This window comes from Flavobacterium hibernum (genome assembly GCF_000832125.1).
GTDB classification, from domain to species: Bacteria; Bacteroidota; Bacteroidia; order Flavobacteriales; family Flavobacteriaceae; genus Flavobacterium; species Flavobacterium hibernum.
Map to the genome: position 1 here is coordinate 82,931 of NZ_JPRK01000013.1, position 14,848 is coordinate 97,778.

13 protein-coding genes are annotated in these 14,848 nt (G+C 32.4%); 6 read left to right on the top strand and 7 right to left on the bottom strand.

The genetic code is table 11. From position 1 onward, the window contains the following. Nucleotides 1-7 precede the first annotated feature (7 nt). The 3 genes from IW18_RS15830 to IW18_RS15840 all read right to left on the bottom strand — a co-directional run bounded on the left by IW18_RS15830 (nt 8) and on the right by IW18_RS15840 (nt 5,094). Nucleotides 8-2,608 carry a zinc-dependent metalloprotease gene (locus tag IW18_RS15830; RefSeq protein ID WP_041518864.1) on the bottom strand — a complete coding sequence of 867 codons (2,601 nt, stop codon included), beginning with the start codon at nt 2,606-2,608 and terminating at the stop codon, nt 8-10. 105 nt (nt 2,609-2,713) lie between these two features. Then, a complete protein-coding gene (locus tag IW18_RS15835) occupies nt 2,714-4,279 on the bottom strand; it encodes a histidine kinase (protein ID WP_041518865.1) in 1,566 nt (521 codons plus the stop codon). A 260-nt stretch (nt 4,280-4,539) separates the two neighbouring features. Beyond that, entirely contained in the window at nt 4,540-5,094 is a 555-nt protein-coding gene (locus IW18_RS15840) for a GNAT family N-acetyltransferase (protein WP_041518866.1), read from the bottom strand. 604 nt (nt 5,095-5,698) lie between these two features. Between IW18_RS15840 and IW18_RS15845 the strand changes: the two genes are divergently transcribed. Both IW18_RS15845 and IW18_RS15850 read left to right on the top strand, forming a co-directional pair. Next, nucleotides 5,699-6,673 carry a ribonucleotide-diphosphate reductase subunit beta gene (locus tag IW18_RS15845; protein ID WP_041518867.1) on the top strand — a complete coding sequence of 325 codons (975 nt, stop codon included), beginning with the start codon at nt 5,699-5,701 and terminating at the stop codon, nt 6,671-6,673. 11 nt (nt 6,674-6,684) lie between these two features. Further along, entirely contained in the window at nt 6,685-8,385 is a 1,701-nt protein-coding gene (locus tag IW18_RS15850; protein WP_041518868.1) for a ribonucleoside-diphosphate reductase subunit alpha, read from the top strand. An 86-nt stretch (nt 8,386-8,471) separates the two neighbouring features. Here IW18_RS15850 and IW18_RS15855 read toward each other — a convergent pair whose 3' ends face one another. Then, nucleotides 8,472-9,044: a Crp/Fnr family transcriptional regulator gene (locus tag IW18_RS15855; protein WP_041519011.1), complete on the bottom strand. Its 573-nt coding sequence runs from the start codon at nt 9,042-9,044 to the stop codon at nt 8,472-8,474. 3 nt (nt 9,045-9,047) lie between these two features. Beyond that, nucleotides 9,048-9,710 (bottom strand): 3,4-dihydroxy-2-butanone-4-phosphate synthase, encoded by a 663-nt coding sequence (gene ribB, locus IW18_RS15860; RefSeq protein WP_041518869.1) that lies wholly within the window; start codon nt 9,708-9,710, stop codon nt 9,048-9,050. A 276-nt stretch (nt 9,711-9,986) separates the two neighbouring features. Between ribB and IW18_RS15865 the strand changes: the two genes are divergently transcribed. Further along, nucleotides 9,987-10,679, top strand: a complete 693-nt coding sequence (locus IW18_RS15865) for a hypothetical protein (protein ID WP_041518870.1) — start codon at nt 9,987-9,989, stop codon at nt 10,677-10,679. 77 nt (nt 10,680-10,756) lie between these two features. On the opposite strand, the gene IW18_RS15870 is transcribed toward IW18_RS15865, so the two are convergent. Together IW18_RS15870 and IW18_RS15875 are read right to left on the bottom strand one after the other, a co-directional pair. Then, nucleotides 10,757-11,758, bottom strand: coding sequence for a TQO small subunit DoxD (locus IW18_RS15870; protein WP_041518871.1), 1,002 nt, complete (start codon nt 11,756-11,758; stop codon nt 10,757-10,759). Nucleotides 11,759-11,788: 30 nt separating this feature from the next. Further along, the gene (locus IW18_RS15875) at nt 11,789-12,205 is read right to left on the bottom strand and encodes a hypothetical protein (RefSeq protein ID WP_041518872.1); all 417 of its coding nucleotides are present in this window, start codon (nt 12,203-12,205) and stop codon (nt 11,789-11,791) included. 334 nt (nt 12,206-12,539) lie between these two features. Here IW18_RS15875 and IW18_RS15880 point away from each other — a divergent pair, with 334 nt between their 5' ends. From IW18_RS15880 to IW18_RS15890, 3 genes are all read left to right on the top strand, one after another. After that, complete coding sequence (locus IW18_RS15880; protein WP_041518873.1) at nt 12,540-13,310, top strand: methyltransferase domain-containing protein; 771 nt, start codon at nt 12,540-12,542, stop codon at nt 13,308-13,310. A 115-nt stretch (nt 13,311-13,425) separates the two neighbouring features. Beyond that, complete coding sequence (locus IW18_RS15885; protein WP_041518874.1) at nt 13,426-14,016, top strand: TetR/AcrR family transcriptional regulator; 591 nt, start codon at nt 13,426-13,428, stop codon at nt 14,014-14,016. Between the two features lie 132 nt (nt 14,017-14,148). After that, nucleotides 14,149-14,847: an SDR family oxidoreductase gene (locus IW18_RS15890; protein ID WP_041518875.1), complete on the top strand. Its 699-nt coding sequence runs from the start codon at nt 14,149-14,151 to the stop codon at nt 14,845-14,847. The last annotated feature ends 1 nt before the right edge of the window (nt 14,848 follow it).

A 14,848-nucleotide genomic window follows, 5' to 3' on the forward strand; every position in this document is an offset into this window, starting at 1 on the left:
ATTTAATTTATAGTGTGTTGTTTAGTGCTTTTTCGATACGTTGAATCAAATCAAAATAATGGTTCTTGGTTTCTTGATTTCCAATGTTTCTCTTTGCTTTCAATAATTGTAAAACCTGATTCAATTCGCCTTTTTTATCAGAGGTAACTTCAGAAACTCTTTTTAGAGAAGATTGATTAATGTTACGCGCCATTTTTGCTTCGTCTAAATAATCGCATAAATGAGGCATACTTAACGTTTCTTCTAACTGAATGATTTTTTTAGCATCTGTTTTTTCAAAAAGTTTGTTAGTGGAAACAATCAATACATCAACATAATTTTTTTGAGTCATACGCTCCATAATCGTAAGCGATTTGTTCTGGATTGTAGGCGCAAATATGTTTTGATGAATGGTTTTGAATAATTGTGTTACGGTGTACACATTTTCTTTAGCTTCATTGCGTTGAAACAATTCATTTTCAGTAATTCTCAACAAACGATCGTCGCTTAACAAACTGTATAAAATTCCGTATTGTAACTCTCTTGCTAGAGTATAAGGTGTGTATTCGTATGGCCCAAGAGGAGAATCTTTTAACGGATTTGTTTTGTCTAAAATTGGGTTAAAGAACAACCATTCCGGAAGTTTAATACTATTGTTTAATAAGTACGAAACGGCTCTTTTTTGAATTGCAGCCGGAACAGCTACATAACTTTGTTTGTTATCACCATGAACTGTTGTGTTTAAATAAATACCTCCAACATTACTTAATACGTGATAATTGTATAAATTCCATTGTCCAATTGCACCAATATAAAGTTTACCCGTTTGATAGTAAGACTCGTCTTTATCATACGTCCATTCAAGGATTTTAGCAACAACTCTTTTTAAGTTTTTAAGTCCGTATTCGCTGGCTTTCATAGCATCGTTACCTAAATCTTCAGATTGCGAACGCGGATCAATTGTACTTCCGCCATCTTGTTGTTCTCCGTAGAAATAAAGAGGATCATCCTGATGTTTAGAAATCATGCCGTTTAATGCATTGTGTTCTTCAGTTTGGTCAGCATACCATCTATAACCCCATTCGATAGCATATTTGTCGTATTCACCAATTTTTGGTGTAATTGCTTCTACATTATCTTCAGGTTGAGCGATATAATTGTAACGCGCATAATCCATGATAGAAGGAGCAGTTCCGCCCATTTTTGCTGTAAAATCCTTTGATCTTAGCGATTCTACCGGATAAGCAAATGAAGCACCCATATTATGTTTTAAACCAAAAGTGTGTCCAACTTCGTGAGATGATACAAATCGAATTGCTTCTCCCATATGTTCATCACTAAATTTGTTTCCTCTAGCTTTTGGGTCGATTGCACCAGTCTGAATGCGCATCCAGCTTTGTAATGACGTCATTACATTGTGCCACCAAATAATATCAGATTCGATAATTTCACCACTTCTAGGATCTACAACCGCAGGTCCCATAGCATTAGATTTTGGCGATGCTACATAAGTAATTACAGAATAACGTACGTCATCAATATCAAAATCAGTATCTTCAGCAGTAGGTTCTTTTGCAATAACCGCATTTTTAAAACCAGCTCTTTCAAACGCAACTTGCCAGTCACGAACTCCTTCAATAATATACGAACGCCACTGTTTTGGTGTCGATGGATCGATGTAGTAAACAATAGGTTTTTTAGGTTCTACTAATTCACCTTTTTTATATTTTTCAATATCTTCTTTTTTAGGCTCTAATCTCCAACGTGTAATTAGTTCTTTCTCTAACATAGCGTGTTGGCTATCGTTAAAATACCAGTGTTTTTCAGAGAAATAACCAATACGATTGTCTGCAAAACGAGGTTGCATAGGTAATTTATCCAATAAAATAATATTAGAAGTTACACCAAACGTAACCGATAGAGCAGGGCCGCCTTCACTTACAGAAGTCGTTAATTGCGATTTAACAACGATATTTTTTGGAAAAGTTTTTACATTTTCGATATAGGATAAATCAGATTTTAAAGAACCTCCAAAACCAATATTGCTCAAAATATCATTGAAACTTTTTTGTTTTCCGTCAAAAACTTTATTCGCTTTAATTACTACCGAAGTCGAGTCGTTATTCTTGGTTTCAATATCAAAAACTTCAATAATAGATTCAGAGAAATTGCTGTTTACCGAGGCCGTAATAGCATCACCAACCGGTGATGAAATCTGTGGTACAGACGATTTAACCCAAACTTTTTTGGCAACTAAATCTTTATGAAAAGTGATAATTTTATTCTCGTAGTTCATTCCTTTATTCAATCCAGCTTCATTTACAGGCAAGGGAACATTCGAAATTTTATTCACTACTAAAAATTCTCTCTGAAAAAGCGAATCGTTAATCTCCAGATAAAGATCTGTTTTTACCTGAATAGTGTTAAAAAGACCTTTTTTTAATGTTCCTTTTTTAATAAGGTCATCATATTTTTGTCCTTTCGAATTTTTTAATGAATCCTTAACTTGTTCTGTTTTGTCTTCTTTATTCTTTTTATTCTTTTTTTGAGCTATCATAGTACTAGTATTCAGTACTAACATCACTAAAGCGATATTTTTTAGACTTCTCAACAATGCCTTTTCTCTCATAGAAAGTTAAGTTTAGGTTAATTTTTGGCTAAAAATATTGCACGGATTACGTTAAAAAAAACAAAATGGAGTGAGTGGCTTTTTTTCGGGAGTGAATGATTTTTTTTAGTCAATCATTGGTAAAATGCAAGTAAAATCGCCATCTTTTTTAAAGGCCTTAAAATCGTTCTTAGAGTAGTATTTATAAATACTTTCTAAATATTTGTGACCAAACTTAGATTCTTTCTCGAAGTTTTGCTTTTCGTTTAAATTATTGGTAATAATTACAACGTTTTCGTTAATCTCAATTGTTATTTTTAAAGGGTTTTCTTCTGAGGCAATATTATGTTTTAACGCATTTTCTACTGCGATCTGAAAAGAAAGATAAGGGACTTTTTTAGATAAGAAATCTTCGTTTTCGATATGAATTGCAAACATAAATTCGCCGGAAAATCGGGTTTGCTGCAAAAAGATATACTTCTCTATAAAAAGTAATTCTTCCTGCACCGTAACGATATTGTTAACCGGAGGATTAATAAGATATCTGTAAATTTTAGAAAGATTCAGTGTAAATTTCCGCGCCACACCAGTATTACTTTCAATAAGCATGTAAAGCGAATTAAGTGAATTAAACAAAAAGTGCGGATTAATTTGCTCTTTTAATTGTTGCAATTGTATGATTACTTTTTCTTTATTGATTTTCTCGTTTTCGACCAGAAGTTTATTTTTCTCTTCTGCAAGAATTTCTTTTTGCTGAAAAGCTTTACGGGTAAAAATGGTAAACAAATAAAGGAATACAATTAAAATTGCCGTTGTAATAAAGTATATTAATGTGGCATATTTTTTTACTGCATCAGCGTCTTCGTTTGCAATTTTGTCTGGAAAATTAACCGAAATGTACCAATTTGTACCGTTTGCATTTAGTTTTTTAGTGTATCTGACAATGTCTATCCCTAAAAATTCTGAAAGCACAATTCTTTTGGTAAAATTCTCTGCGACAGATTTAAAGATGGTATCTGAAGGTTTTAGATTTGCAACCCTGAAAGCGTTCTGTTTTATAAATTTAATCTCGGGATGATATATAATAGTTCCATCTTGATTAAATATAAAAGCATAATTCTCGGCCTTTTGATCAATTGTGGCAAAATAAGATTGTAAAGACTTTAAATCAATATCATATCCATATCGAACTATGGTTCCATTTGCCGCAGTTGTTTTAAAATAAATACGCCAAAAGAAATTTTGGTGATCTTTAACTATAGTATTGAGTTTGTCTTTATTTCTATTTTTGGCAATAAAGTCTTTAATATCAGTAGTTAAGTTATGATTAGTTTTAGATTCTGAAAATTCTATTGCACCATCGTTGATCTGAAACCAATTATTTTTAACCAGATTATGATTGTCTTGTATCGCATTTACGACATTTAAATTATCGTGTAGTTTTTCTGGAGTACTAATTTCAATAACTCGTTTTACTTCTTTTTCAGCTTCAAGAAAACGTGAAAACTCTAATGTTAAAAGTTCCTGTTTCTTAATAAAACTACGTAATGAATTAGTAGAATTGGATTTTTCGGTGATTTGCGTAATAAGACTGCTTAATATAAAAATAGAAAGAACAGTAAGAATAATAAAAACGATTCCTAAAATAATAATATTACGATCTGAGAGGGTATTTTTTAATGTAAATTTCAATAGATGCTCAATAAAAAAATAAGGAACAATTATGCTCCTTATTGCAATGTGGTGTTAATTTTTTCGAGTGCAAATATAAAACTTTTAAACTGATACACTTTTAGTTATGAAAAGTTAACACATATTTTGATGATCCGTTTAGGAAGAATCTTGTTAAGGAGGAGAAGAAGAGTTAATCTGTTTAAAATGTTTCAGGTTTCAGGTTTCAGGTTTCAGGTTCACTGCAAACCTGAAACCTGAAACCTGAAACTAAAGAAATACTATTTTATTTGAAGATGCTCTAATTTTTTCCCTACCAAAGTTTTTTCTCCAACAGGTTTAAAGCCTAATTTTAAATAAAGTTTTTTAGCATTTGGGTTTTCTTCTTCTACCAATAAACCTAAAGTCTGATTGTTTTTGGTTACAAATTCTTCAATTAAAAACTGTAGTATTTTCGATCCAATTCCTTTTCCCTGATGATTTGGATTTACGCCTAGCGAATCGATATAAAATTCGCCACTTTGGGTTTCGTTTTCCGGGCTAAAATCAGGGTTAAAATTAAGACGAACATAATCAATAATAGGCTTTCTTAATTCTTGCAATTTGCCTCCGTCGTAAACCGCAACAGCTCCTACAATTTCATCGTTTTCTTCGGCCACAAAACAGTTCTGATACGAGTATTGATTATTTTCTGATTCAACAAAATGAAGTAGGAAATAATAGGCCGTTTTAGGATCACTTTCAGCAATAAATTTATATATAATTTCTTCCATTGCTAACAGTAAATGTTTTGCAATACTTTCAGAATCTTCGATAGTCGCTTTTCTTATAATCATGATAATATTTTTTGATTACTGCAAAATTACATCAACTTTAGCCATCATTCGGTTTTAATTAGAAAGTATCTTAAAAAATTAAGTTGTTCATAAAAATAAATCATAATTATTTTGATCTGATATATGTCATGTTTAAAGTTAAAATATTTATTATTAATGGTTTATGTTTTTGTTTTGACTTTTGTGAATTTTATTTTTGGCTAATAAGTAAATTTTAAAAAGGGTTTGTAAGAGCATTAAAAAACATTTTTAAATGGCAATTTTGTATCAAAATGACCCTAAATTTGAATTGAACTGTTGATAAGTGTTTTGTTTATCACAGGTCTTTTACGCTCTTTTTATGTTGATAACTCTATTTAGATTTAGTATAAATAACTGGCATTTTGAACGTTACGAGACTAAAGAGTGCTGTTGATAAAAAGTGAATTCCTTGCCGTTTTTAAGAAGGTAATAACTGTTGATAATTGGCGCGTTTTTTAACATCAAAATAGGCCCAAAAGAAGATCTCTGGGTTAAATTTGTATTTATAGAAATGCTGTTAATAGCTACTACAAAAACACATCATTTTTATTCAAATTAAGTCACCATTTTAAAACGTATACATATGTCTATTTTTGATAAAAGAATCAATTATAAACCTTTTGAATATCCGGAGGTTTTACAATTTACAGAAGCCATAAATAAAGCATATTGGGTTCATACCGAAGTCGATTTCACTGCAGATACACAAGATTTTCATTCCCATTTGAATGAAGCAGAAAAAACAGCCATAAAAAATAGTTTGTTGGCCATTGCGCAAATAGAAGTTGCTGTAAAAAGCTTTTGGGGTAATATATACGAGCATTTTCCAAAACCTGAGTTTAATGGTTTAGGAAGTACTTTTGCAGAATGTGAGTTTAGACACTCTGAGGCATATTCGCGTCTTTTAGAAGTTTTAGGATACAATGACGAATTCGAAAAACTAATGGAGATACCGGTGATTCGCAAACGTGTCGATTATTTATCAGATGTATTAAAAGATACCAAATCACAAGACAACAAAAAGTACGTAGTATCGTTGATCCTGTTTAGTATTTTGATTGAAAATGTATCACTTTTCAGTCAGTTTGCGATTTTATTATCGTTTACAAGATTTAAAGGATATATGAAAAACGTGAGTAATATTATCGCCTGGACTTCTATCGACGAACAAATTCATGCAAATGGTGGTATTTATATTGTAAACAAAATACGCGAAGAATTCCCGAATTATTTTGATGATGAAACTCTAAATCTTATCAGAGAAACCGTTAAGCATTCTATAGATGTTGAAGCTGATATATTAGACTGGATATTTGAAGAAGGTGAAATCGAAACAATCAAAAAAGCAGATTTGGTGAACTTTATGAAATTTAGAATCGACGAAAGTTTAACTCAAATTAATATTCCAACCATTTTTAATGTTGCGCCAGAAGATTATAAAGCAATGGCTTGGTTTGAAGAAGAAGTTTTTGCCAATAGTCTGGATGATTTCTTTGCAAAAAGACCAGTAGAATATACCAAACACGACAAAAGTATTACCGCAAACGACCTTTTCTAAAAGCAATAAATATGATAAACGCAACAGATATAACTTCAGGAAACAGCCTTCCGTTAAGCGAAGCCGATAATAAAATGTGGTGGAAAAACTCTGAAAGTGAACAAATTTTAAATCGTGGATACCTTTTAAAAGGCGAAACTGTAGAAGGTGCCATTGACAGAATTTGTACCGCTGCAGCAAAACGACTTTACAAGCCTGAGTTAAAAGAGTCTTTTGTAGAAATGATCGAGCGCGGATGGATGAGTATTAGCTCGCCAGTTTGGGCAAATATGGGTACAGAACGCGGTTTACCAATTTCATGTTTCAACGTTCACGTTCCAGATGAAATAGAAGGAATTACACATAAATTAGGAGAAGTAATCATGCAAACCAAAATTGGTGGTGGAACATCTGGTTATTTTGGAGAATTGCGCGAAAGAGGAAGTGCCGTAACAGATAACGGAAAGAGTAGTGGAGCAGTAAGTTTCATGAAACTTTTTGATACTACAATGGATACGATTTCGCAAGGTGGCGTTCGCCGTGGTGCTTTTGCTGCCTATTTAGATGTTGATCACCCGGATATAGAAGAATTTTTGAAGATTAAAAGCATCGGAAATCCAATTCAGAACTTGTTCACTGGAATTTGTGTTCCAGATTACTGGATGCAGGAAATGATCGATGGCGATGCAGATAAAAGACAAGTTTGGGCTAAAGTTCTAGAAAGTCGTCAGCAAAAAGGATTGCCGTATATCTTTTTTAGTGACAATGTAAATAAGAACAAACCACAAGTTTATAAAGATAAAAACCTGCGCATTAACGCCAGTAATTTGTGTAGCGAAATCATGTTGCCATCTAGTTTTGATGAATCATTTATTTGCTGTCTTTCGTCAATGAACTTAGAACTTTATGAAGAATGGAAAGATACTGAAGCTGTAAAATTGGCTATCTTTTTTCTAGATGCAGTTTTACAGGAATTCATCGAAAAAACCGAAGGCAATTATTATTTGGCAGCAGCAAATCGTTTTGCCAAAAGACACCGTGCGCTTGGACTTGGCGTTTTAGGATGGCATTCGTATTTGCAAAAAAATATGATTCCGTTTGAAGGAATGGAAGCCAAAATGAAAACCACAGAAATATTCAAACACATTAGCGACAAAGCCGATAAAGCAACTCAGGATTTAGCCAGAATTTATGGTGAACCAGAATTGTTAAAAGGATACGGAAGACGCAATACGACAACAATGGCAATTGCTCCAACAACGTCATCATCGGCAATTTTAGGACAAACTTCTCCAGGAATTGAACCTTTTAGCAGTAATTATTACAAAGCTGGTTTGAGCAAAGGTAATTTTATGCGTAAAAATAAATACCTAAAAATATTACTGGAAGAAAAAGGTCTTGACAACGAAGAAGTTTGGAGAGAAATTATGCTAAACGGCGGAAGCGTTCAACATATGAGTCAACTTTCTAAAAATGAAAAAGACGTATTTAAAACCTTTAAAGAAATCAGTCAGTTAGAGATTGTACAACAAGCAGCAATTCGCCAAAAGTTTGTAGATCAGGGGCAAAGTTTAAACCTAAATATTCCGGCAGAATTACCAATTAAGGAAGTAAACCGCCTAATGATCGAAGCGTGGCAATTGGGCGTTAAAAGTTTGTATTATCAACGCAGTCAAAGTGTTTCTAAAGAACTCGTTACAAGTTTAGTTACTTGCAGCAGTTGTGAATCATAAAAAAGAGTAATAAATTAGACAAAGCTTACATAACTAAATTAAACCCGACAGGTTTTAAAAACCTGTCGGGTTTTCTATGCGCGCGTTCAAACCTTAGATTTCAATCGACTCAATGTTTCCTGAGAAACATTAATGTACGAAGCCACAATTTTGTTCGGCAAACGTTTTACAATTGCGGGATTTACTTTTAGTAAAAGCTGATATCTTTCGAGAGCATCCATTGTGGTAAACGACATCAGTCGGTTGGTATTATTAACGTAAGCTCTTTCCAAATAAGCGCAATAAAACTGCATCCATTGCGGGATGGTTTGAATTAAGTGATTAAAATCTTCATGGCTAATATACAATAGTTCCGATTTTTCGATCACCTGAATGTATTCTGTCGAAGGAACTTTGGTAATAAAACTCACCAATGCAGTCGCAAATTGATTTTCGAAAGCAATATAACGTGTTACATCTTTTCCCTCTTCGTTGATATAATAAATTCTCAAACAACCTTTATTAACGAAATAAGTATTTTGGCTAGTTTGTCCCGCTGAAAGTAGATGCTCATTTTTTACCAGTTTTAAAGGTTTAAAATAAGATAGAATGGTATTGAGGTCTTCTTCTGAAACATCAATTCGTTTTTTTATATAATCGCCTAGTTGTTCGTATAGCATCATTTACAGATAATCTCTCACAAATTTTCGGTAATAAATAATATCTTCTATAGATAAAACTACCAAATCGTGCAGATTAGCAAAGCTAATGATTTTGTCCAATTTTGCCATACTGCCGTCTTCATTCATTAATTCGCATAAAACAGCTTCGGGTTGCAAACCCGCTAATTTCATTAAATCGACACTGCCTTCCGTATGTCCGTTTCGTTCTAAAACACCATTGTTTTTGGCGCGTAACGGAAAAATATGTCCCGGTCTAGCCAAATCTGAAGCCTGAGCATTTATAGCACAAGCCGCCTGGATAGTAGTAATTCTATCTGCTGCCGAAACTCCTGTTGTAACGCCTTTTTTTGCTTCAATTGTGATGGTGAAAGGAGTTTGAAAACTACTCGTATTTTCGGTTACCATATAAGGCAATTCAAGCTGATTGGCTTTTTCATTAATGAGACAAAGGCAAACGATTCCGCTACATTCGCGTATCATCATCGCCATATCACGAACACTCATTGCATGTGCCGAGAATATTAAATCGCCTTCGTTTTCGCGGTTTTCATCATCGGTTAATAAAATGCCTTTTCCGTTTTGCAATTGTTGGAGGGCATTTTCGACACGTTGAACGCTGGTCAAGCCAAATTTTTCTAGTGGAGAGGTTAGTGTACTTATCATTTATACTGAACTTTTTAAATTTAAGAACAGCAAATCTAAAGTTGTTTAAGATGTAAAAGTTTGATGTAAGTCAATAAAATGAGGGTTTTGATTTTTGTAACCCTTTATGATGTGATAAATCCCGTATAAGTACTTAGTGTTTGAGATTTATTTATTCTTATACTTGTTAAAGTTAAATTTTAGAGGATTATGGTTTTCCGTAAATAAGCTGATTATCAAATGATAATATTTGTTACTAAGTAGTATAAATGTGCCAAAAAATTAATAATTCAAAGAATGAAGAAAATAACAATTAAAGAATTAGTTGCCTTCAGAAGAAAATCTGACAGAAACAGAAAGAATTTTGCCTTTAAATTAAGAAATAGAGAAGAAAAAAGGATTGATGAAAATGATTTAAAAAATGAAGGCGGTGGTGACTATTGGATAACAAGTACAAGTTGTATTTACAATGTTTTTAAATATGAAAGTGATGAATTATATGATTCAAAAATAGAAGAACTTCGTTCAAGATTTGAAAATGTTGACAATAGGAGAACTCAATCTATGTATTTAAGAAATATCGAAATTCTTACTAGTTTTAAAGATTTTGATTTTGAGGATTCCAAACCTTCGTGTGATTTGAAATATCAAAAGGTACCCAAAAGTTTTAAAATTTTAACTGTAGATAATTTTCCATTATTTGTAAATCCAAGTCTTTTGTTTTCTTTTGAAAGAAATGGTAAAAATTTGATAGGTGCAATTTGGTTAATTCCACAACTTAGTGGATTTACAAAGCCAGAGTTAGGTATGTTTTGTGAAATATTACATAAATTTCTTATCAAAAATTATGGTGATACTTATCAAATCTCGGAAGATTATTGTATAGCAATTGATACCTATAATGCACAAAAGGTTAGCTTTACGGAACTTTTAAACGGTGATTTTCCTTTTTTAATTGATAATACTTTAGATGAAATTAAAAAAATATAATATTAATTTTGCTTTATCAAAAGTATTTTGAATAAATAATAAAAACCGTTTCAAACTAATGAAACGGTTTTTTAAAATTATAATTGAGCACTCCAGGTCAAACCGCTAATGTCTATCAAAGTAAGTGTGTAATAACCATTTTGAACATCAAAGTTCTCTAATGGAATTGTAATTGTAGCTTTTGCTCCAAGCGGAATAACTAAACTATGCGCACCAGGTTTTACTTTTGCAACATAATGATTGTGTATCGCTTTAGGAGATAGTTTGGCTAAATCATTTCCGTTTAAGTTTAGTAGATTTTTTCCAGATGCATCTTGAAGTGTGATTCCAATTAAAAATGAACCGTAAACATCGACACCTTCTACACGATAGACTTCAAAACTTAAAGTGTTTTTGTCTATTTTTAAATGGCTTATTTCAAGCTTTGGTTTTACCGATTTATTGTGTAAAGTTCCAAAAACACCGCCGTGAAAATATTGATTGGTATATAAAGTAAGTCCAAAAATAAAAGCAACGATAAGCAGCAGAGTTCGTTTGTATGATGCCAGTTTTAATTCTCCCGAACCCAAGAATTTAAACCATTTTGTTTGTGTGAAACGAGCCTTTTTTTCAGTAAAATAAGAATCTAAAGAAAGGTAACTGCTTCCAGTTAAGAACAATGTAAATCCGGCGGCTAAACCTAAAATTCCAATTTGCCATTCGTCCAGACACGTAGTTCCAATCCAACCAGAAGCAAGCAGAATTCCTAAAGCCAATAAGAAAATTCCAATGCTCATTAATCGGGTAAAAAAGCCTAGAATCATAGCTAAACCTACAATTCCTTCGATAATAGTAAAAGCTACCATAGAAATCCACAAAGCTTCAGGATGCGTTACTAAGTATTCGATTATAGGTTTTAATCCGAGAGAATTGGGTAAAAAATGATTGAATTTTTCACCAATATAGCCGGCTTCGTCAGGAATCAATTTGTTTTCTAAGATAAGTCGCCTCCAAAAGGCCGAAAAGTATGTCCAACCCACAACCAATCGCAAAGCTAAAGTGGTTATAGAAGCGGCATCAAAAGTTTTTTGATTTTGCATTATAAGTAATTTTAAAAATAATAAATTGTTTTAAGCCAAGTTCGAAACAACCGGCGAGGCAATTTTTATATTCTTAAATACTATAAACAAAGGAGGATAAGTAATCGATTTTTTATTGAACTCAAACGAAGAAGGAATCTGTAATTTAGTAAAAGCAGTACTTTGTTTTACTTGAAAATAAAACGGCTGAATCCTTGAAATTATAGGTGTTTGCGGAACAGAAATAACTTTTTTAGCAATAGAGTTTTTCTTAATAATGCTACTGCTGCAAGATTCCTGTACAGGTAATTGTGTTTGGTTTTTTTGAGAAACTTCTGGAGATTCTATCGAAACAAAATGCAGAATAGTTCTTTTAACCTGACAATTAGAAAAAGCATACAACAAACCTACAACTAACAAAAGCTGTTTAAGATAGCCAAAGAAAATAGAGCATCTTTTTACGTTCATGGCATAAAAATAAGGCTAATAAAAATTCTTTGGGCCATTTTTGCATAATGTTAACAACTATAAGTGTAGAAACATTAATTATTTTTTACCGCAAAGAACGCAAAGATTTTCATCTAAGAAAGCTTTTATAAAAAGAGCAAAGTTCACAAAGCTAAGTCAATACAAAGCTTTGTGAACTTTGCTCTTTTTATAAAAGCTAAGAGTAAAAAATCTTTGCGTTCTTTGCGGTTAAATTTACTATACCGTTAAAAAAAGTTAGTAATTAGGTTTGCAAATTCAAGAAATAAAGCGCGACAATAATTTTGTATCTTAGTACATCATAAATCTTTTGCACATGCCTTGGAATCCGGAAATCTATAATAAATTCAAAAACATTCGATATCAGCCTTTTTATGATTTGGCTAATTTTATTCAGCCCGAAAAAGGAATGAAAGCGATTGACTTAGGTTGTGGTACGGGGGAACAAACTTCGATTTTAGCCAATAAATTTCCTGAAGCCAGTTTTCTGGGAGTTGATTCATCGGCAGAAATGTTGGAACAATCAAAAGCTTTAGAATCAGATAATTTGCATTTTCGTCAGGCCACTACCGAAGAAACTTTAGAATCTGGCGAGAAATGGGATTTGATTTTTAGTAATGCAGCTTTGCAATGGTCGAACGATCACGAAGTTTTATTTACCAAATTAGTAGAACATCTTCATCCAAAAGGGCAATTTGCGATACAAATGCCTGTTCAGCCCGAAAATAAACTCAATAAAATTCTTTTAGAATTGGTGAATGAAGAACCTTTTAAATTATACTTAAAAGGTTTTAAAAGAGAATCTCCAGTTTTGAGTATTGACGAATATGCGCAAATACTTTTTGATGGCGGTCTTGAAGATATCCAGATTCTGCAAAAAGTATATCCCATAATTGCGAACGATCATGAAACACTTTTCAACTTCATTTCAGGTTCGGCGTTGATTCCGTATATCGAACGTTTAGAAGGCGACGAGCAAGCACTTTTTATTCAAACTTATAAAGAGCGAATCGCAGTTCATTTTCCAAAACTTCCGGCAATTTATTCTTTTAAGAGAATATTAATGTACGGTCGAAAAGGTGCTTAAGTATTTTAAATTGCTGTAAATCATGATGCTGAAATTTAATTTTTGAAAATAATTATATATTTATGTGTTTTTAAAATATACTTTTTAGTATATTTGTACTCTAATTTAGAATGTGATGCTAACAAAAGCCGAAAAAACAAAACAATTTATACTAGAAACTGCTGTACCGCTTTATAATGAGAAAGGTATTTCGGGAGTAAATATTGATGATGTATTAGAAGCAACAAAACTTACAAAAGGATGTTTGTACGGGCATTTTGAGAACAAAGACGATTTGTCTGAGCAAGTTATAGACTTGGCATTGAAAAAAGTCTCAGAAAAAATTAGAGAAGCAGTTGCAAAGGGAAAAACTCCAAAAGGTAAGTTGATTGCTTTTATAGATTTCTATAAAAATCCAATTGAAACCTTTATTTCTGGCGGTTGCCCGATATTTAATACAGCCGTAGAATCAGACGATAACTATCCGGTTATGAAAAAGAAAGTGGCTAAGGTATTAAGAATTGGACAGGAAGAACTTGTAGCTTTGCTTAAGGAAGGAATTCAAATTGGAGAGTTTTCAAAAGATTTGGATCCCGCTGTTTTTGCTTTTAAAATGGTTGCCGCGATAGAAGGTGGAATTGTAATGTGCAGAGTTATGGAAACGGCTAAACCAATGCAAGGATTATTAAAAAGTTTAAAAATGGAGTTAGAGCAATATTCACTCTAACCTTTTTTTATATTAAAATATACTTTTTAGTATATTATAAAATAGACTAAAAAGTATATTTGTTAAAATTTTGAAACAAATAAAAGATAGAAAAATAACACTAGAATTTTTAATTTAAATAAATACATTATAATGAAAACAACAGGAAATACAGTATTCATCAGTGGAGGAAGTGCTGGAATAGGATTAGCAATTGCTAAAAAACTAAGTGCCGCAGGCAACAAAATTATTATTAACGGACGTAATGAAGAACGTTTGCAAAATGCATTAAAACAATTGGATAATGCCATTGCAATTCAGGGCGATTTATCGATAGAAGCAGATCGAATTGCTATTGCGAAGCAATTAAAAGAAAATTATCCTGAGACCAATATTATCATTAATAATGCTGGAGCTGCATTTAGTTATCTTTTGAATGAAACTTTAAATGCGCACGAAAAAGCGGCTATCGAAATGAATACAAACTATTTTAGTGTAATTCATTTTACGGAGCTTTTGTTGCCGCATTTGATACAGAAAGCGGAGGCTGTTGTAATAAATGTTTCGTCGATTGCAGTTTTTGGAAGTCATAAATTATTACCTACTTACGGCGCGACCAAAGCGGCATTGCATAGTTATACCGTTGCACTAAGATACAGTTATGAAGAACAAAAAAATCTGCAAATTTATGAGGTTTATCCTCCTTTGGTTAATACTGAGTTTTCGGCAGAAATTGGTGGAGCAAATGGTATTCCTCCAGAAGAAGTGGCAGATGAGTTGTTGATCGCTTTAGAGAAAAATCAGTTTGATGTTCCGGTTGGAGATACAAAACAATTTTTTAAAGAAGCTTAAT

Coding starts and splice junctions, on each gene's coding strand:
- IW18_RS15885 (WP_041518874.1), top strand. CDS start 13,426: ATGCTAACAAAAGCCGAAAAAACAAAACAATTTATACTAGAAACTGCT.
- IW18_RS15855 (WP_041519011.1), bottom strand. CDS start 9,044: ATGCTATACGAACAACTAGGCGATTATATAAAAAAACGAATTGATGTT.
- IW18_RS15850 (WP_041518868.1), top strand. CDS start 6,685: ATGATAAACGCAACAGATATAACTTCAGGAAACAGCCTTCCGTTAAGC.
- IW18_RS15865 (WP_041518870.1), top strand. CDS start 9,987: ATGAAGAAAATAACAATTAAAGAATTAGTTGCCTTCAGAAGAAAATCT.
- IW18_RS15830 (WP_041518864.1), bottom strand. CDS start 2,608: ATGAGAGAAAAGGCATTGTTGAGAAGTCTAAAAAATATCGCTTTAGTG.
- IW18_RS15890 (WP_041518875.1), top strand. CDS start 14,149: ATGAAAACAACAGGAAATACAGTATTCATCAGTGGAGGAAGTGCTGGA.
- IW18_RS15870 (WP_041518871.1), bottom strand. CDS start 11,758: ATGCAAAATCAAAAAACTTTTGATGCCGCTTCTATAACCACTTTAGCT.
- IW18_RS15875 (WP_041518872.1), bottom strand. CDS start 12,205: ATGAACGTAAAAAGATGCTCTATTTTCTTTGGCTATCTTAAACAGCTT.
- IW18_RS15880 (WP_041518873.1), top strand. CDS start 12,540: ATGCCTTGGAATCCGGAAATCTATAATAAATTCAAAAACATTCGATAT.
- IW18_RS15845 (WP_041518867.1), top strand. CDS start 5,699: ATGTCTATTTTTGATAAAAGAATCAATTATAAACCTTTTGAATATCCG.
- ribB (WP_041518869.1), bottom strand. CDS start 9,710: ATGATAAGTACACTAACCTCTCCACTAGAAAAATTTGGCTTGACCAGC.
- IW18_RS15840 (WP_041518866.1), bottom strand. CDS start 5,094: ATGATTATAAGAAAAGCGACTATCGAAGATTCTGAAAGTATTGCAAAA.